This is a genomic window from Micrococcus lylae (genome assembly GCF_900163825.1).
Classification (GTDB): domain Bacteria; phylum Actinomycetota; class Actinomycetes; order Actinomycetales; family Micrococcaceae; genus Micrococcus; species Micrococcus lylae.
On sequence record NZ_FUKP01000004.1, the window covers coordinates 1 to 17,262 of the forward strand.

Here is a 17,262-nt window from a genome sequence, read left to right on the forward strand (position 1 = left end):
CTCCTCCGGCCTCACTGGCCCCTGCATGTGTCAACAACGTCATGCCCTCCTACACTTTAGCGTGTCCGGCCGGCCTTCTACGTTCGTGGGCGAAACGGATTGAGGAGGGAACCCATTCATGAGTGATCTACCCGAGCTGCCTGGACGACGTGGAAAGCTATGGGACCAGGAATACGACGAGCTTCGGAGGAGTCTCCGTGAAGAAGTCGGGCTTACCCCGGATGACACTCATGCGCTTCTGGTGAGAAACAGGCAGCGGCTACGGCTTGCTTGGCTGGCCGCCGACGAGAGAGAGACCTCAACGTTGCGGCAAGCGGTGGCCTTGATGGGGTCGCTCTACTTTGCTGGCGTCTCTCTGCTCATGTCATTGACTGGAGGATCTACAGGAGATGGCCGGCTTCCGTTGATCCCGTTGGTGGCCGGAGGGGCGCTCGCACTTGTTCTGAGCTCCTATTATATTTTGGTGTGCCTCATGGTGGCTGCTCCTGCTAGCCGGATAAGAGCCATGCGGGATGAACTGCTTGCCAACGGGTGGTTGAAAGATTCTCAGGGCGATAGTGGTGGTCAACCTCACAGCCAACAGCCTGTGGCGGAGAGCAAAGAATCAACAGCGCCTTTGACGAATGGACCGAGGTACGGTGCGATACTCCGCAAGCTGGTGCGACGCGTTCGGCGCCACGAGTGAAGGTGGAACGCCTCATGGGCGTGACAGGCCAAGAACAATGCGGGGGCGAGACCATCCGGTCCCGCCCCCGCGTCGTGTCAATCGGTCAGTCAACCTTGTAGGTCGCGTGGATGGATCCGCGCGCGATGCCGTGGGTAAACAGGTTGAATCCAAGGAACGCGGGCGTAGCATCCTCAGGAATGTCGAGGGACTCGACGTCCACGGCATGCACTGTGAAGACATACCGGTGCTCGCCGTGTCCGGCCGGAGGCGCGGCACCGACGAAACCCTTGACACCGCCGTCGTTCTTGAGTGTCAGCGCGGAACCGGAAAGCGCATCCTTGTCGAGCTGATCGACCACCGCGGATCCAGCAGCAAGCTCGGTGATCGACGCGGGAATGTTGGCCACTGCCCAGTGCCAGAACCCGCTGCCGGTGGGGGCATCCGGGTCGAAGCACGTAACGACGTAGCTCTTAGTGCCCTCCGGGGCGCCGCTCCAAGACAGCTGCGGGGAGCGGTCCTGTCCTCCGGTGCCGAGCATGCCGCCCACATGCTCAAGTGGAAGCTGATCGCCATCGTTGAAAGAGGACGAGGTTACTTCGAGCTCCGGAAGCTCGGGCAGTGCAGCCTGGAAATCGAAAGACATGAGATTCCTTTCTGTTAATGATGTTGATTGCGATTGGGGAAGGCTTTGGGGATAAGGCTCACAGCGACCAGCCGCCGTCTACGCGCCAGCTTGATCCTGTGACATACCCGAATTCTGGGCGGAGAAGTGAAATAATCACTGCCGCCACCTCCTCAGCTGTACCTGCGCGGCCAGCGGGGATCTCGGCTCGCATGCGGTTCGCGTGTGATTCGTCGTTCCACCCATCAGCGGTCATCGGCGTTCGAATTGATCCGGGGTTGACTGAATTTACTCGAACGCCGTAAGGAGCGAGCTCGAGGGCAGCACTCCTCACGAGCGCATCGATTGCCCCCTTTGAGGTGTTGTATGACGCTTGTCCACTCACCGTCTTAGAAGTGACGGCCGAGGAGACAAGAACAACTGGCAGGCCCTGTGCATCGTATCCACCGTCGCACACCTGGGCCAGACGACGCAGCCCCAGAAACGCTCCTGTCACGTTGATGTCCATGACGTCCCGCCAGTCATCGAGAGACGTTTTCGCCAATGGTGCGGGCTTTCGTATGCCGGATGTGATCACGAGGCCCTTGCAGTCATTGAGGTCAAGGCTGTTCCAGTCTTCTTCGGCTGTCACGTCGAAGCGAACAACATCGTCGTTCGGGTTGAGATCGAGTCCAAGCACTTCAGCGCCAGTTGCGGCCAGCGATGTGTGAACTGCGCCCCCGATGCCTGAGGCCGCCCCGATGACGTAGTAGCGGGAGGCTGTCATGACCCTCCTTTCTTGAAACGAGAATTTGAACTCCAGGCTGTGACGTCAGACTGTCGAAGCATTTTCGTTTTGGAGGATAGAGTCCTTCTGTCGCTCACCCGTGAGCACGGCGAGAGCAACGTACGTGACAAGGGCAGCCGCCACTGCGGACGCCACAGGGGGCACGACTTCAATCGGCTTCCAGCCAAGCACTCCGGCAAGTCCTAGTGCGGAGCCCACCAGTAGGGAGCCAATGGCCGAGATCTTCCCTCCGAAGTTAGTGAAAAGGCCCATGAAGAAGAGCGCGAACACTCCTGCTCCGTACATCGTGAAAGCCATCGTCAGGATGGTGATGATGTTCGGGACCAGTAGGGAAGCGACCAGTGCGAGCCCGCCGACGACCACGGTGATGATGCGTGTTGCGGTCAAGGAACCAAGTGTTTGTGCGGTTTTCTGCGGGAGTCGTGCGATCAAGTCCGAGCTGATATTGCTGACGATGGCGAGCAGGATGGCGTCTGCCGTCGAGATCACCGCCGAAATCAGTGCTGCTACGAAGATGCCGGCGGCCCAGACGGGCAGGACATCCTGGATGAGTGCCGGGATGGCGCCCACGCTCGGATCGAGGTCCGGGATGAGAGTTTTGGCGGCCATGCCCGACAAAGCGGGAAAGACTGCGAAGAGCGCGGTAAGAACGCCAGCGATAATTGCGCCACGGCGCGCAACAGTCGTGGTCTTGGCTGCGAAAACTCGCTGCATGACGTCCTGTCCGACCTGCTTGTGGACAAAGACAGGCAAAGCGGCGCCGAGGAAGAATGCCCACCCCTGGTTCCAGGGATTGAAGGGGTCGCTCACCCCGGCAGCTTCGTAAGTGGCGGAGATGGCGCCGATCCCGCCCGCCGCAGAGACGGACATGACGGTGATGACCACGAGGCCCACAGTGATCACGCAGAACTGAATGAAGTCTGTGACTGCCACCCCCCACATGCCTGAAAGAGCCGTAAGGACAATGATCAGGACAGTTCCGATGATGGCGCTCGTCTCGTAGGTGAGGCCAAGTGTGGTGAACGCGCTTCCAATAGCTGCGATCTGACCGCCGAGGATTCCCGTCAGGGCGATGATCGACATAAGCGAGACGAGTACGGCGAGGGCCGTGCTACGGAAGCGCCGCGAGAGGAAGTCCGGCACCGTGCTGAACTGGGTACTGCGTACGCGGCGAGTGACAAACAGGCCAAGGCAGGTAAGGCCGAAGAAGATGCCGATTGCGAATGACACGGCCGCGAATCCGACCGCGTAGGCATCCTGACTTGTACCGAGGACGAATGCGCCACCGAAGTTGATGGCCAGCAGCATCGTGGCCATCAGTGTGGTTCCGATATTGCGACCGGCAAGCAGGTAGTCCTCATTGTCAGTGACTCGAGACTTCAGTCGCCATGCCACGACGAATGTAGCGGCCATGTAGGGGACGACCACTGTCACCAAGGGGATGTTCATCGATACTCCAGTGCGAGAAGTGACGGGGGTAACAAGCTTGCCGAGATCGAGGCTACGACTTGAGTTGCCGGATTGACAAGGGGATGGGCCAAGGTCTTTCCGAAGTGGGTGCACGCTGTTATGAGTAGCGCCGCCCTTGGTAGGCTCATCGAGAATCAGTTGTCTGGCTTAGGAGGTGGGTTTATGGGTGGTCAGGGAGCTTTCCTGGTTGATGACGTAGACCGACGGGTGCTCATGGCGCTTCGCGAAGACCCTCGTGGGACTGTGGCTTCTCTTGCGGATACTGCGGGCGTCTCCCGCCCCACCTTCAGGCAGAGGCTTGACCGCATGTGGGCAAGCGGGATTATCACGGGTCAAGAGCCCCAGCTCGATTTAGCGGCAATCGGTTTCACGGTGCAGGCATGGGTTGACTTGGAAGTCGTCCAGGGCTCCATCGACGAGCTGGAGCGTCACTTGCGGGATAATCCTGCGGTGGTTGAGGCGTTCTCGACGACCGGTGAAGCGGACGTGCGGTGTCGAATCGCGGCACGAGACACCTCGCATCTGCAGGAGTTGCTAGTGGGGCTGGCAGCCGTGCCGGTCATCCGCAAAACGAGGTCCTCCGTAATTCTTCGGCCCCTCGTGCTTCAGCAAAAGGTGCGCACCCTGGACATGCTCGATCTTTGATTTGGTGTCGAGTCTGAGCGGGTCGAGCGGCCCGCCCGCTGGAATAGGCGAAGTTCTCGAATGGTGACCGGCCGTCGTCGGGAAGCCGCCCGCCGGCGGTCCCGGAACGGCCACCTCCCATTTCACTAGCGAAAACGCCGAGGGGTCGATCCAACCGCCTCCCGTTTCGCGAGCGAAAACGCATGGGTGCCGGCGAACACGTCTGTGCGATGCCCCTCCTGCTCACGCACCGCGGCTCCATGCGGAATACTGGATCCCATGTCAGCGCCCGACCCGCACGCGACTGCGTCCCCGTCTGTCCGCACCGAGGCCCTGGGGGAAGATCAGGCCGCCCACAAGGTCGCCCCGGAGCCGGCCTCCCCGGAGCAGTCCGCCCCGGAGCACGCCTCGGCCCCGAGCAGCTCCCTGCCGGGGAAGCGGAAGAAGGGCGAGCACATCGCCGTCCGGCTGCAGAACAGGTGGAACGTCTGGCAGCGGGGCAGGGCGGAGAGGCGCGGCCACGTGCCCACCGCCATCGCGTTCACCGGCTACGGCACCACCGAGTGGGTCCGTGTGCTCTCCCGCGTGATCGTGGCCCCGGACGAGGACTTCCTCAACGGCCGTCGTGTGCACCAGGTGGTGGCGGACGGCATCCGTGGCTGGCGCAACTTCTCCTCCCCGCCCATGGCCGGCGCGCAGGTGCAGGTGACTGTCAAGGGCCAGGTCCACACCGTGACCACGGACCGGATGGGTGTGGTGGACGCGGTCATCCCCGCCTCCCTGAAGCCGGGGTGGCGCACCGTCACCCTGACCGTCGGGGATGACGAGGTCGTCTCCTCGGACGTCTACATCACGGACCCCTCCGCTGACGTCGGGATGGTGTCCGACATCGACGACACGGTGCTGGTCACCGCCCTGCCGCGCCCGATGCTCGCGGCCTGGAACTCCTTCGTGCTGGACGAGCACGCCCGCACGCCCACCCCGGGCATGGCCGTGCTGCTGCGCCGCATCGCCGCTGCCAACCCGATGGCCCCGATGCTCTACCTGTCCACCGGGGCGTGGAACGTGGCGCAGATGCTCACCCGGTTCCTCGGCCGCAACCTCTATCCGCTCGGTCCGCTGCTGCTGACCAGCTGGGGCCCCACCCAGGACCGCTGGTTCCGCTCCGGCCAGGAGCACAAGTTCGCCCAGCTCGAGCGCCTGGCGGAGGAGTTCCCGCACATCAAGTGGATCCTCATCGGCGACGACGGCCAGCACGACCCCGAGATCTACGCCGACTTCGCCAAGCGTCACCCGGACCGGGTGAAGGCGATCGTCATCCGCCAGCTGACCCCCTCCGAGGCCCTGCTGGCCGGCGGCCGTGCGCAGCACACCCGCCATTCGACCCCCGGTGTGCCGTGGTGCTACGGCCCGGACGGTGCCGCCCTCGCCTCCCAGCTGGAGGAGCTCGGCATCCTCGAGACCGAGTTCGTGGACGTCCGTCCGGAGGGCTGGAAGAACGAGATCGAGGGGCTGGAGGAGGAGTGACCATGACAACCGGATCCCCTTTCCTGGACGACGACGGCCGCCTCGCTGTGGACGTGTACGTCCCCTTGCGCTGGAAGGACATGGACGCCTACGGGCACATCAACAACATCCAGGTCGTCCAGCTCATGGAGGAGGCCCGCGTGGCCGCCTTCGGCGTCCCCGTCGGGTCCGGCAGCGACGCCGAGGCCGACCTGGCGCCGCTGGACCTGACGGTCGGCGCGGGGGAGGGGGTGCGCGTCTTCGTCTCCGAACACCGTGTGAAATATCGGGCGCAGATGAAGTACCGCGCGAAGCCGGTGCGTGTGCGCGTCTCGATCGATCAGGCCAAGGGCGCGTCCGTGCATGTGGGCTACAAGATGCACGACGGCGTGGACGATGCGCTGCTGGTGACCGCCACCTCCGTGATGGTCTACGTGGACGCCGAGACCGGCCGCCCCATGCGGCTGACGGACAAGCAGAGGAAGGCGCTGACCGGGGGACAGTGAGCGGATGCCCGCGTTCAGTCCGTGGGCGCGCTGCCCGGGGGACCGCAGCCCCAGCCGCTCGGGTTGGTGACGCAGTCCTCCGCCACATTGCGGGTGACCGAGCGGAAGATGTCCGCCTGGGCCGGGGTCGAGTCGATCACCAGCTGCCCGGGCACAAGCTCCCAGGTCTCGCCGTCGTCGTAGGAGACCTCACCGATGAACACCGTGGTCAGGGTCACTGTGTATGTGCCGGTGTCCTCGTAGACGTGGCTGGTCGAGGTCGCCGTGTTGAAGTCCACGGCGTCTCGGCCGGGATCCGTGGTGGTGCGGGTGGTCCCGTCGCCATAGTCCCATCGGAACTCGACCGGGGTCAGTCGCATCAGCGTCAGCTCGCCGAACTGGGTCTTCCGCTCGAGGATCTGCTCCGCGTCCGCGTAGATGTTGGTGTGGGCGTTCCGCATTCCGCGGCCGCCGTTCTGCAGGAGGATGTCGACCTCGCTGGGAGCGACCGCGGCCAGGTCATCCATGGTGATGGCCGGCCGTCCCTCTGAGCCGCCGCCAGCGGCGTCAGCGGCGCAGAAACGCGAACCGTGTTCGATCGGTTCGTCGGGGTTCTCCCTGCGTACCCGCACCTGCTGCACCCAGGTGCCGTCATCACCGCAGAAGACATCCTGCTGGCGCTGACAGTCTCCGAAGTCCAGGTTCTGGAGCTGGTCCGGATAGCAGCCGGACACATGGCGCGAGTAGACGGGATTGGACGTGTCGTAGTTGCTGGCCTTGTTCGCGGTGCTGTTGCTGTCGTCGCTCGATGAGCTGGCTGGCTGCGGCGTTGTTTCACATTCTTTTCTGACGTTAATTGCCTTCTGGCGAGAATTTACGGACGCTTCTGCGCGGCATCGACGTTCGCCTTCCCAATCCGCCTGAGCCGGGCCGGCCACTGAGACAGTGAGCGCAAGCAGAAGCAGCGACGCTAGAGATCCAAGGACACGCTGCCTCATGGCTTTCCTTCGAAACTCACCTGGGTGGCGCGCCAATGACCGGCTTCGGAATCGAACTGAACGTACGTCACCCAAGGATCATCGGTATAAGCCTTCGCGCCCTGTTCCTTGTCCTCGAGACCGTTCTTGTCGAAGACCTGTGCCTCGCTCGTGTCCAAGAGGGTCGTGACTTGAAGGATTCCCTTGTTGCTGTCGTGAACGCCTGTCAGTGCCGATGTGACATCGACCTCCATGCCTGTATGCCAGCCGCCGTCCTCGTAATGGTCGACTACATCTAGCGCGTAGTCGTGACAGAAGTCGCATTCATCAGAAGAGACCTCTCTCAGGGGTTCCAAGTCTCCCGTCCGCTGCAGGTAGGTCACCGTGTCCCACCAGTACTGCACTGCGGCCTTGGCGCCCTCCGGGGTCTCCTTCTTCATTTCTTCGGGCATGACGGGCTTGGGCACGTTCTTGGCCGGTCCGTCGGCGGAGGCGGGGACGTACTCGCCGGTGTCCTCCCCGTTCGGGTCGCTGTCGTCGGCGTCCGGTGACTCGCCCTCGTCCGGGTCGTCGGGGTCGTCCGGGTCGTCGGGTGTGGTCTCCGTGGACTCGTCGGTCCCTCCGGTCTCAGGCTGCTCGTCCGCCCCGTCGGACGAGGCTCCCTGTGAGGCGGGGGCCGTCGTTGACGGCGATACGGTCTCCTCCGGCTCCTTGTCCTCGCCGCCGGAGCAGGCGGTGAGTGCCAGTGCGAGTGCGGCGGTCAGTGCCAGGCCACGGGCGGGTGCGCCACGGCGCATGAGAACCCCTCCAGATGTCTCATCGTCGGTAGGTCACCGGGACGGCCGCTGATCCCGCAACGGCCGCCGACCCCCTCGGTCGGCGGTGACACAGACCACAGTGTAGGCAGATGCCACCGCGGAGGTGCGGTTCTCCACAGGCCCTTCCCCGCCGGGTCACCGGAGAAGGTGACGAGCCGTCGTCGGGGAGGGGGCCGTCGTCGGGAAGAGGAGGCCGAGGGCCGCGAAGGCGGCCTCACCTGCGGTCTTGAGGGGAAGACACGGTGCCGTTCTTGGATCTCAACGCCGTGTTGTATCCCCAAAGCGCAGGGAAAGGTGTATCCCCAAAGCGCAGTGAACGGCGGCGGGGGCTCAGACGATGCCCTGGGCCAGCATCGCGTCTGCCACCTTGATGAAGCCGGCGATGTTCGCGCCGGCCACGTAGTTGCCCGGCGCGCCGTAGCTGTCCGCGGTCTCCACGCAGCGGTCGTGGATGGAGTGCATGATCTGCTCCAGGCGCTCACGGGTGTAGTCGAAGTCCCAGGAATCGCGCTGGGCGTTCTGCTGCATCTCCAGGGCGGAGGTGGCCACACCGCCGGCATTCGCCGCCTTGCCGGGCCCGAACAGCACGCCGGCGTCCAGGAAGGTGTGCGTGGCCTTCTCCGTGCACGGCATGTTCGCGCCCTCGGCCACCGCCTTCACGCCGTTCTTGATCAGCATGCCCGCAGCCTTGTTGCCCAGCTCGTTCTGGGTGGCGCAGGGCAGCGCCACGGTGCCCGGCACCTCCCACACATAGCCGCCCTCCACGAAGTGGGCACCGTTGCCGCGGCGCTCGGCGTACTCGGAGATGCGGCCACGCTCGACCTCCTTGACCTGCTTGAGCAGGTCCAGGTCCAGGCCGTTCTCGTCCACCACGTAGCCGGAGGAGTCCGAGGCGGTGATGACCTTCGCCCCCAGGGACATCGCCTTCTCGGCCGCGTAGATCGCCACGTTGCCGGAGCCGGACACGAGGACCTTCTGCCCGTCCATGGACTCGCCGCGGGTGCGCAGCATGGCGTCCGTGAACATCACCGTGCCGTAGCCGGTGGCCTCCTTGCGGACCAGCGAGCCGCCCCAGGTCAGGCCCTTGCCGGTGAGCACACCGGCCTCGAACCGGTTGGTCAGGCGCTTGTACTGGCCGAACATGTACCCGATCTCGCGGGCACCCACGCCGATGTCACCGGCCGGGACGTCCGTGTGCTCGCCCACATGGCGCCACAGCTCCGTCATGAAGGACTGACAGAAGCGCATGATCTCACCGTCCGAACGGCCGGACGGGTTGAAGTCCGAGCCGCCCTTGGCGCCGCCGATCGGCATGCCGGTCAGCGAGTTCTTGAAGATCTGCTCGAACCCCAGGAACTTCACGATGCCCAGGTACACCGACGGGTGGAAGCGGATGCCGCCCTTGTACGGGCCCAGCGCCGAGTTGAACTCCACCCGGAAGCCGCGGTTCACCTGGACCACGCCCTGGTCGTCCACCCACGGGACGCGGAAGATGATCTGGCGCTCCGGCTCGCAGAGACGGTGGAGGATACCGGCCTCCACGTACTCAGGATGGCGGTCCACCACCGGATCCAAGGCCTCGAAGACCTCGGAGACGGCCTGGTGGAACTCCTTCTCACCGGGGTTGCGGGCGAAGACCTCGTCACGGAGTTCGGAGAGTTCGGCATGCATGAAGGCGGCTCCTGGGGTCGGCCGTCACCGCCGCTCAGGCGGGGCCGAAGCGGCGCGGACGGCGGTGGTCACAGTGAAGTGCCGGAACGCGCAGGCACCGACACTCCATCTTCACAAGGGCCGGAGGCCGCCCGCAGGTGTGTGTCGGCAGGTGGACACACAAGCGCAGTCTCAGAAGGTCAGCGGCCAGGTGGCGTGGTGCTGCAGATGGCGCAGCGCCACCTCGTCCGCGCGGCGGTGCTGCACCCGGATCGCCTTCGCGTAGTACCCGAGCAGCTGCTCACACAGCACCGGCCACGTGCGGCCCTGCACGGACTCCCAGGCGGCCTGGGCGAAGGCGGTGCGCTTGGCGTCGTCGTAGACCAGGTCCGCCACCTGCTCGCGCAGCTGGGCGAGGTTCTTCGGCTCATACAGCCAGCCGGTGCGGGAGGAGTCCACGATGTCCAACGGCCCGCCGCGGCCCACCGCGACCACCGGCACGCCCGAGGCCATGGCCTCCTGCAGGGTCTGCCCGAAGGTGTCCGACTCGCCCGGGTGCACGAACAGGTCCAGCGAGGCCACGTGGCGGGCCAGGTCCTCGCCCCCCTGGAAGCCGGCGAAGTGCGCGCCCGGAAGCTGCGCCTGCAGCTGCTCCTTCAGCGGGCCCGAGCCGATGACCACCAGACGGGTGCCCGGCAGGTCCGCCAGCACGGCCAGATCCTCCACCTGCTTCTCATGGGCCAGCCGGCCCACGAAGCCGATCAGCCGCTCGCCGTTCGGGGCGAGCTCGCGGCGCAGCTGCTCGGACCGCTTGGACGGGTGGAACCGCTCCGAGTCCACACCGCGGGCCCAGCGGTGCACCCGGCGCACCCCACGGGAGTGCAGCTGGCGGATGGTGAAGGTGCTCGGCGCCACCGTCAGCGTGGCGGTGTTGTGCAGGCGAGCCACGTGGCTCCACAGCACGTCCTCCAGCCACGGCGCCCCATAGCGCGCCGCGTAGCGGGGGACCTCGGTCTGGTAGACGGCCACGGACGGGATGCCCAGCTGGTCCGCCGCCTGCACCGCCCGCCAGCCCAGCACGAACGGGGAGGCGATGTGCACCACGTCCGGGCGGAACCCCGCCAGGATCGAACGCACCCGCGCCACCGGCCCGGCGGCCACGCGCACCGAGGCGTAGCCGGACAGCGGCACGGACGGCAGACGGTGCACGTCGAAGCCCTCGACCTGACTGGGCGCCGTGTCCTGACCGACCCGCTGCGTCCAGCCGGCCATCCAGGAGGACGCAGGGGCGATCACGATCGCCTCATGGCCCTCCCGGCGCAGGTGCCTGAGCACCTGGAGCACGGAGTTGGTGACCCCGTTCATGTGGGGCAGGAACGATTCGGCGACCACGGCAACGCGCATGCCCCGCACGCTACGCCCGCCGTACGACCGCCCCATGGCCGCACCATGACCCCGCCGTGAACACTCGTCACCCCGGGTGAACGAGCGGTGAAACAGCGCCCGGCCGGCGTCACCGCGGCGGGCGAGCGGCCGACGTCGGGAAGGAGGGCGGACAGCCGTGACGCACGCTCCCTGTGAGCTCACCGGACCGGCCGCGCCCTGAAGGCCCCGCGCCGCCCGGCGGTGGCACCATAGTGAGGATGACTTCCCCCACTCCACGCGCGTCCCGCCTGCTGCGCCCCCTGCCCCTTCCCCTGTGGGTGCAGGGGGTGATCGAGGCGCTGATCGCGGCGCTGTTCAGCCTGGTGCTCGTGGTGGTCCCCACCCTGCTCGTCTGGGTCACCGGCGGCTTCCACATGGAGCGCATCGACGACGTCCTGCAGACCGCCGGCGTCCTCTGGCTGGTCCTCCACGCCGCCCCCGTCTCCGTCACCTCCGGCATGCCCGTGGTGGACGGCGACGTCTCCGCCGGACTCGCGTGGATGGTCCCCTGGGGCCTGTCCCTGCTGCCGATGGTCCTGAGCTGGCGCTCCGGCCGGAAGCTGGCCCGCGCGAGCTACCGCGACCAGGCCTGGCAGGCGCTCGCCGGCGGCATGGGCGCCTACGGGCTCGTGGGGCTCACCCTGGCGCTGCTGCCCGGCAGCACCGGCGACACCGTGAACCCGGCCGTGGGAGCGATCTTCCCCGCCCTGTTCTTCGCCGTCTGCGCCGTGGCCGGCGCCCGACGTGAGGCCGGCACCTGGGCGCACCTGGTGGGCGTGGACCTCACCGAGCGGATCGCCAGGCGCTCCCAGTACGAGCGCTGGGCCGGCTCCTACGCCTGGTCCGTGCTGCGCGCCTGCCTGGTGGCCGTGCTCAGCCTGGTGGCCGTGCACGCGCTGCTGGTGGCCGTGACCCTCGCCGTCCGCTGGGCCGACGCCGTGCACATGTACCAGCTCGTGGACGCCGGACCGGTGGGCGGAACCATGCTCACCCTCCTCGAGATCGGCTACCTGCCCGCCATGGTCGGCTGGGCGGTGGCCTGGTCGGCCGGCCCCGGGTTCTCCATCGGCTCGGAGAGCCTGTACTCCGCCTTCGGCACGACGACGGCCCCCGTCCCCGCGCTGCCCGTCTTCGCCGCGCTTCCCGCACCCTGGGAGCCGTGGCACCCGGTGTTCGTGCTGCTGCCGGTGCTGGCCGGTGCCGTGGCCGGCTGGTGGCTGCTGCGCGAGGGCGAGAACCACCTCGACGACTGGATGGTCCGTCGGGTGAAGACCCGGTGGATGTCCCTGCTCGCGTCGACCGGCGTGCTGGCGCTGCTGCTCGGCGTGGTCTCCGGTGCGATGGCGATGGTCCTGCTGGCCCTGACCTCCGGGACCATGGGCGTGGGCACCTACACGGTGATCGGGTCGAATGTGTGGCTGGTGGGGCCTGCGCTGGCGGGGTGGATCGCCCTCGGCGGCTTCGTGGGCTACCTGGTGGCCATGGGCCTGCAGTCCAGGTCCCTCGAGGCGGACGTCCGCAAGGCCGAGAGGGCTGAGGCCAAGGCGGAGAGGAAGTCCGAGAAGGCAGAGGCCAAGGCGGAGAGGAAGGCCGAGAAGGCGGAGGCCAAGGCGGAGAGGAAGGCCGAGAAGGCGGCCGCCAAGAACGCTGAGCCTGAGAAGGACGCGAAGGATGCCGCCGCGGACGCCGAGGACCGCGGTGACGGAACCGGCGGCGGGGACGGCGCGGATCGCGGTGGCGGAGCCGGCGGCGCGGACGGCGCGGATGACACCGATGGCGCCGGCGCCGACGCTGGAGTCGACGGTGACGCTGATGCTGGGGGAGCCGGTGCCGGTGAGGCCGAGCGTGACGGTGCGAAGGGCGCCGGGGGTGAGGGGGCCGTCGTCGGGAAGGACGGGGCGAAGCCCGGCACGGCGACGGCAGACGGCACCGGCGCGGCCGATGCTGCGGACAAGGACAAGGACAGGGACAAGGGCCGCGACGCGGACGAAGGGGCGGACGCTCCGCAGGAGGACGCCGAGACCGACGGTGCCGAGGCGGAGAAGCACGTGGCGCCCGCCGCCGGGAAGGCCGCGGACGTCACCCCGATGCCGCCGGTGAAGGCGCGCATCCCGCGTCGCCCGCGGTCGTCGCGTGGTGGGTCGTTGCCGGTGGCCAAGGCCGTGGACGTGAAGGCGCGTACCGAGCGCGACCAGGCGGCGACCGACCAGCCGAAGGGCGCACAGGGCCGTGCTGAGACCGCACTGAAGCCGACGGCCGAGAAGCCGCAGACTGACAGGACGCACGGTGCTGCCGCGCAGCCGGGCAAGTTGAAGGGTGCTCAGGGCGGAACGGGGACGGTCGCGAAGGGTGCGTCGGAGACGGCGTCGCAGGGGGCCTCGGACAAGGCTGCTGAGAAGGCGGCGGAGAAGGCGCCCGGGCAGGCACCGGAGCAGCTGGCCGCCGAGCGCCGCGACCGCGTGGCCGCGCTGGCGCGCCGCAACCGTGAGAAGCAGTCTCCGAAGGACGAGCCGCGTCGCCGTGTGTACCGGGACGAGGACGAGCTGGCCGCAGGCCGGACCGGAGCTGCGGGCCAGGGGCGCGGGAAAGGCACCGTGAAGGGGCTCGCGAAGGACGAGAAGGCGACGGGCGAGACGGCGAAGGACGAGGAGGCGGTGAAGCCGAAGTCGACGAAGCCGAAGCCGAACTTCGACGCGATCGTCGCGACCCGCGACCCGCGCGCCGGGACCGGCGCCGCCGACGGCCTCGAGAACGCTCGGAGAGGTGCCGTCCGCCGGGGACGGGCCGACGTCGAGGACCAGGGCGATGGCGCCGGGAACGGCCCCCACTCCGCGGGCCGGCAGGGGAGCGCTGGCGAGGACGGCCCCGGTCGTCCGCGTCCGCGCCGTGCGCGGTGAGGTGCTGCTGCCGTTCCGGGAGCGGGGCTTACAAGGGAGTGGGCGCCGGGAACGGGCGCGCTCACAAGGCAACGGGCGCCGGGAGCGGGGCTTGCAAGGCAACGGGCGCCGGGAGCGGGGCTTGCGTGTATCGAAGTTGGGTCGCAGGGGGCCTGAGTTCTACGAATCGGCCCAACTTCGATACACGGACAACCTCACACGTGGGCGGCATTCTGCCTCTGAGGTGCGCACACCGAGCGCGCTGCCGGTGTACCGCCGGTTGTCCACAGATTCCGGCCACCTGCTCAACGGTGCGACTGCACGAACCAGAGTGGAGCCATGTCTCGCTCTGCTCCGATCCCTGACGCCCTGCTCTGGAAGGCCTTCACCATCGCCGAGGCGGAGGCGGCCGGAGTGAGCTACCACCGGCTTCGCGGCCCCTCCTTCGAGAGGGTCGGGCACGGCCGGTACCGGTACATCGACTCGCAGCTCGTGCGTGCCGCCGCTGAGCAGACGGGCGTGGGCGATCAGGAGATCTATCGTTGGAGCCCGCTGGTGCCGCCGCCGTCAGCGGTCATGCTCCTCGAGATCCTGGCGCGGTGTCCGGACGCCGTGGTGTCCCATGCGACGGCGGCCCGACTCCGGAACTTCTGGCTGCCGTCTCGGCTGGTTGCGGACGACCGGCTGCATGTGACGCGGTCGAGAAGCCGTGGAGTCCTCAAGGACCGGTGGGTGGTCACCCACCGCAGCGACCTGCCGGGGCACCATTCCACGCCACTGGTCCTCGTCGGCCACAGCATCAGGGTGACTGCCCCGGAACGGCTCTGGACGGAGCTGGCGACGGAGCTGACCGACGACGAGCTCGTCATCCTCGGCGACCACCTCATCCGCAGGAGCGGCAGGAGCCGGAGGGCCGTGCGAGAGAAGGGTCCTCACCTCCTGGAGAGGTTTCGCCAGGCACTTGACAGCCCAGGAGCGCGGCCACAGCGGCGCAGGCTTCGTGCAGCGCTGCAGCGCATCAGGATCGGAGCCGACTCGCCCAAGGAGACCGAGCTTCGGTTGGCCCTCATCGCCGCCGGACTGCCCGAGCCGGAGCTGCAGATCGAAGAATGGGACGCAGACTACTCCGCGGACTTCCCCGCGACTGCAGACATGGGATGGCGGAGCGCCAAGCTCGTCCTCCAGTACGAGGGCGCCCATCACAGCCACCGGATCGATGAGGACGTTCGCCGGGATGCGGTGTTCCAGCGCAAGAGGTACACCGTGATCCGAGTGTCTGCATCCGATGCCAAAGACGGGTTCCGCGGAGTCATCGCCCGGGTCCGCGCGCTTCTGGGCGCGGAGCGACAGGCGGGCTGAGGCTCCGCCGACGACCGCCTCGATCGAACGTGTGCGGAGCATCGCAGGTGTGCCGGACGTCGTTGATCGTGGGTGTGCCGGACGCCGTGGGTGTGCCGGACGTCGTGGGTGTGCCGGACGTCGTCGATCCTGGGCGTGCCGGACGTCGTGCGTGTATCGAACTTGGGTCATGTGGGGCCCTGGAGGCCGAATCCGGGCCAACTTCGATACCCGCAACGAGAGGGGTCGGGGGCCGTCCGGCGCTGCGCCGTGCGAGAAGGCACCCAGCCTTCGGGCCCAGCCCCACTCAGCCTGCGAGCCGACTCGGCTCAGCCGCCGAGGCCGCCGATACCTCCCATGGTCTTGGTGAACTCAGCCTGGCACACGGCCTCGGACTTGAGGGTGAGGGCCTGGCGGAGGCACTCGTCGTAGGCGCTGGCGGCCTCCCAGAACAACAGTGGTGTCAGCGAGGCCACCGCCACGAATGTGCCGAGGGCCAGCCCGGCGCCCAGCATGACGCGCAGGAACCCGGGCTTCGTGAGCTTTCCGGCGCGCATCCAGGCCACGAAGCCCACAGCCACCGCGCCCACCGCGAACGGTGCGGCCAGCAGCTTCCAGGGCAGCAGCAGGTCCATCGCGAGGATGGTGCACAACAGCAGGCCGCACTGCCACAGCAGCAGCCGTCCGACGTTCTTGCGGAGCTTCAGCTCCTCGGCCTCGTTCGCAGGCTTGCCGGAGCCGTTCTTCCCAGACCTGTTCCTGCCGGGCCAGCCGCCACCGGCCGGCCCACCAGGCCCACCAGGCCCGCCACCGGCCGGCCCGCCACGCTCACCAGGCCCGCCGTTCCCGGGACCTCCGCCCTGACCGCCGGGCTCTGCGGACCTGCTGGAGGCAGGGTCCTGCCCGGGCTTCTGCGGCGGGTCGGTGTGCGGACCTGCGGGCGGCGTGGGAGCGGACACGCTTCCACCCTACGATGAAGGCATGCGCATCGTTGCTCTCGTCTCCGGTTCCGGCACCAACCTGCAGGCTGTCCTCGACGCCGTCGCGGGCGGCCACCTGCCTCTCGAGATCGCCGCGGTCGGCGCGGACGTCCCGGGCGTGCAGGGTCTGGCCCGGGCGGAGGCGGCCGGGGTTCCCACGTTCACGGTCTCTGTGAAGGACCACGCGGACCGGGACGCCTGGAACGTCGCGCTCGCCGACGCCGTCGCCGCCTATGAGCCGGACCTCGTGGTCTGCTCGGGCTTCATGCGGATCCTCGGCGCCGGGTTCCTGGAGCGCTTCGCCGGCCGCATCGTGAACACGCATCCGGCCCTGCTGCCGTCCTTCCCGGGCGCGCACGGCGTCCGCGACGCCCTGGCCTACGGCGTGAAGGTCACCGGCTGCACGGTCCACTGGGTCGATGCCGGCGTGGACACCGGCCGCATCATCGCGCAGGCGGCCGTCCCGGTCATGGACACAGACACCGAGGACGAGCTCCATGAGCGCATCAAGGTGCAGGAGCGCGCCCTGCTGGTCCGCGTTCTCGGCGACTTCGCCGCCCGGCACGCCGCCGGCGAGACTGTCAGCGCCTGACCGCCCGCCACGCCGCCGGCGAGACTGTCAGCGCCTGACCGCCCGCGCCTGACCTCGCCCGCTCACCAGCCGCGCTGGTACTGCCGCACGGCCCGGTTCCGCTCGCGGGCGTTGAATGCGGCCACCTGCAGGGGCAGGGTGACCAGGTCCCAGACCACCACGAGGCCCCAGATGATGAGGGGGATCCAGCCGATGAGGATCGCGGCGGTCGCGGTGCCGACGCCGAACAGCACGGCCAGCGTGATGCCGGTGATCCACTTGCCGAGGTACATGCGGTGCACGCCCAGCCACCCGAGCAGCACCAGCAGGACGTAGGCGAGCACGACGCTGCGTCCCGCCTGGACGATCACGGTCGGCGGCTGAGGGTAGGTCATGGTCCGCGATTCTAGGTGTACCCGGCCATCACGTTGATGACACTCGTTGAGCGGGAGTCTTGCCCCCAAGC

The 17,262-nt window shown here is 67.6% G+C and carries 15 protein-coding genes; 6 read left to right on the forward strand and 9 right to left on the reverse strand.

Translation table 11 applies throughout. From position 1 onward, the window contains the following. Nucleotides 1-770 precede the first annotated feature (770 nt). The 3 genes from FM125_RS00405 to FM125_RS00415 are packed head-to-tail and all read right to left on the reverse strand — an operon-like array spanning nt 771 to nt 3,525. Nucleotides 771-1,310: a YbhB/YbcL family Raf kinase inhibitor-like protein gene (locus tag FM125_RS00405; protein ID WP_087133289.1), complete on the reverse strand. Its 540-nt coding sequence runs from the start codon at nt 1,308-1,310 to the stop codon at nt 771-773. Nucleotides 1,311-1,368: 58 nt separating this feature from the next. Beyond that, nucleotides 1,369-2,055, reverse strand: coding sequence for an SDR family NAD(P)-dependent oxidoreductase (locus FM125_RS00410; protein ID WP_082739459.1), 687 nt, complete (start codon nt 2,053-2,055; stop codon nt 1,369-1,371). A 45-nt stretch (nt 2,056-2,100) separates the two neighbouring features. Continuing rightward, nucleotides 2,101-3,525: a sodium:solute symporter family protein gene (locus tag FM125_RS00415; RefSeq protein WP_087133290.1), complete on the reverse strand. Its 1,425-nt coding sequence runs from the start codon at nt 3,523-3,525 to the stop codon at nt 2,101-2,103. A 120-nt stretch (nt 3,526-3,645) separates the two neighbouring features. Here FM125_RS00415 and FM125_RS00420 point away from each other — a divergent pair, with 120 nt between their 5' ends. From FM125_RS00420 to FM125_RS00430, 3 genes are all read left to right on the forward strand, one after another. After that, nucleotides 3,646-4,191 carry an Lrp/AsnC family transcriptional regulator gene (locus FM125_RS00420; protein WP_087133291.1) on the forward strand — a complete coding sequence of 182 codons (546 nt, stop codon included), beginning with the start codon at nt 3,646-3,648 and terminating at the stop codon, nt 4,189-4,191. A 258-nt stretch (nt 4,192-4,449) separates the two neighbouring features. Next, nucleotides 4,450-5,697, forward strand: coding sequence for an App1 family protein phosphatidate phosphatase (locus FM125_RS00425; RefSeq protein ID WP_087133292.1), 1,248 nt, complete (start codon nt 4,450-4,452; stop codon nt 5,695-5,697). Between the two features lie 2 nt (nt 5,698-5,699). Then, nucleotides 5,700-6,182 carry an acyl-CoA thioesterase gene (locus FM125_RS00430; protein ID WP_087133293.1) on the forward strand — a complete coding sequence of 161 codons (483 nt, stop codon included), beginning with the start codon at nt 5,700-5,702 and terminating at the stop codon, nt 6,180-6,182. 14 nt (nt 6,183-6,196) lie between these two features. On the opposite strand, the gene FM125_RS12165 is transcribed toward FM125_RS00430, so the two are convergent. From FM125_RS12165 to FM125_RS00450, 4 genes are all read right to left on the reverse strand, one after another. After that, complete coding sequence (locus FM125_RS12165; protein WP_245829666.1) at nt 6,197-7,159, reverse strand: PKD domain-containing protein; 963 nt, start codon at nt 7,157-7,159, stop codon at nt 6,197-6,199. Continuing rightward, nucleotides 7,156-7,935 carry a DUF6318 family protein gene (locus tag FM125_RS00440; protein ID WP_087133294.1) on the reverse strand — a complete coding sequence of 260 codons (780 nt, stop codon included), beginning with the start codon at nt 7,933-7,935 and terminating at the stop codon, nt 7,156-7,158. The genes FM125_RS12165 and FM125_RS00440 overlap by 4 nt, the downstream gene beginning before the upstream one ends. A gap of 351 nt (nt 7,936-8,286) precedes the next feature. Continuing rightward, nucleotides 8,287-9,627 (reverse strand): NADP-specific glutamate dehydrogenase, encoded by a 1,341-nt coding sequence (gene gdhA / locus FM125_RS00445; protein ID WP_070638695.1) that lies wholly within the window; start codon nt 9,625-9,627, stop codon nt 8,287-8,289. Between the two features lie 171 nt (nt 9,628-9,798). After that, nucleotides 9,799-11,010, reverse strand: a complete 1,212-nt coding sequence (locus tag FM125_RS00450; protein WP_087133301.1) for a glycosyltransferase family 4 protein — start codon at nt 11,008-11,010, stop codon at nt 9,799-9,801. A gap of 239 nt (nt 11,011-11,249) precedes the next feature. Between FM125_RS00450 and FM125_RS12170 the strand changes: the two genes are divergently transcribed. Further along, entirely contained in the window at nt 11,250-13,928 is a 2,679-nt protein-coding gene (locus tag FM125_RS12170; RefSeq protein ID WP_180525268.1) for a cell division protein PerM, read from the forward strand. A 393-nt stretch (nt 13,929-14,321) separates the two neighbouring features. Continuing rightward, on the forward strand, nt 14,322-15,266 hold the full coding sequence (locus FM125_RS00465) for a DUF559 domain-containing protein (RefSeq protein ID WP_180525270.1): 945 nt from the start codon (nt 14,322-14,324) through the stop codon (nt 15,264-15,266). A gap of 308 nt (nt 15,267-15,574) precedes the next feature. Here FM125_RS00465 and FM125_RS00470 read toward each other — a convergent pair whose 3' ends face one another. Then, nucleotides 15,575-15,880 carry a hypothetical protein gene (locus FM125_RS00470; RefSeq protein WP_070638701.1) on the reverse strand — a complete coding sequence of 102 codons (306 nt, stop codon included), beginning with the start codon at nt 15,878-15,880 and terminating at the stop codon, nt 15,575-15,577. A 346-nt stretch (nt 15,881-16,226) separates the two neighbouring features. On the opposite strand from FM125_RS00470, the gene purN reads away from it, so the two are divergent. Beyond that, complete coding sequence (gene purN, locus FM125_RS00480) at nt 16,227-16,817, forward strand: phosphoribosylglycinamide formyltransferase (RefSeq protein ID WP_087133298.1); 591 nt, start codon at nt 16,227-16,229, stop codon at nt 16,815-16,817. A gap of 62 nt (nt 16,818-16,879) precedes the next feature. Here purN and FM125_RS00485 read toward each other — a convergent pair whose 3' ends face one another. Further along, nucleotides 16,880-17,191 (reverse strand): NINE protein, encoded by a 312-nt coding sequence (locus FM125_RS00485; protein WP_087133299.1) that lies wholly within the window; start codon nt 17,189-17,191, stop codon nt 16,880-16,882. Nucleotides 17,192-17,262 lie beyond the last annotated feature (71 nt).

Coding starts and splice junctions, on each gene's coding strand:
- FM125_RS00405 (WP_087133289.1), bottom strand. CDS start 1,310: ATGTCTTTCGATTTCCAGGCTGCACTGCCCGAGCTTCCGGAGCTCGAA.
- FM125_RS00410 (WP_082739459.1), bottom strand. CDS start 2,055: ATGACAGCCTCCCGCTACTACGTCATCGGGGCGGCCTCAGGCATCGGG.
- FM125_RS00415 (WP_087133290.1), bottom strand. CDS start 3,525: ATGAACATCCCCTTGGTGACAGTGGTCGTCCCCTACATGGCCGCTACA.
- FM125_RS00420 (WP_087133291.1), top strand. CDS start 3,646: ATGAGTAGCGCCGCCCTTGGTAGGCTCATCGAGAATCAGTTGTCTGGC.
- FM125_RS00425 (WP_087133292.1), top strand. CDS start 4,450: ATGTCAGCGCCCGACCCGCACGCGACTGCGTCCCCGTCTGTCCGCACC.
- FM125_RS00430 (WP_087133293.1), top strand. CDS start 5,700: ATGACAACCGGATCCCCTTTCCTGGACGACGACGGCCGCCTCGCTGTG.
- FM125_RS12165 (WP_245829666.1), bottom strand. CDS start 7,159: ATGAGGCAGCGTGTCCTTGGATCTCTAGCGTCGCTGCTTCTGCTTGCG.
- FM125_RS00440 (WP_087133294.1), bottom strand. CDS start 7,935: ATGCGCCGTGGCGCACCCGCCCGTGGCCTGGCACTGACCGCCGCACTC.
- gdhA (WP_070638695.1), bottom strand. CDS start 9,627: ATGCATGCCGAACTCTCCGAACTCCGTGACGAGGTCTTCGCCCGCAAC.
- FM125_RS00450 (WP_087133301.1), bottom strand. CDS start 11,010: ATGCGCGTTGCCGTGGTCGCCGAATCGTTCCTGCCCCACATGAACGGG.
- FM125_RS12170 (WP_180525268.1), top strand. CDS start 11,250: ATGACTTCCCCCACTCCACGCGCGTCCCGCCTGCTGCGCCCCCTGCCC.
- FM125_RS00470 (WP_070638701.1), bottom strand. CDS start 15,880: ATGGACCTGCTGCTGCCCTGGAAGCTGCTGGCCGCACCGTTCGCGGTG.
- purN (WP_087133298.1), top strand. CDS start 16,227: ATGCGCATCGTTGCTCTCGTCTCCGGTTCCGGCACCAACCTGCAGGCT.
- FM125_RS00485 (WP_087133299.1), bottom strand. CDS start 17,191: ATGACCTACCCTCAGCCGCCGACCGTGATCGTCCAGGCGGGACGCAGC.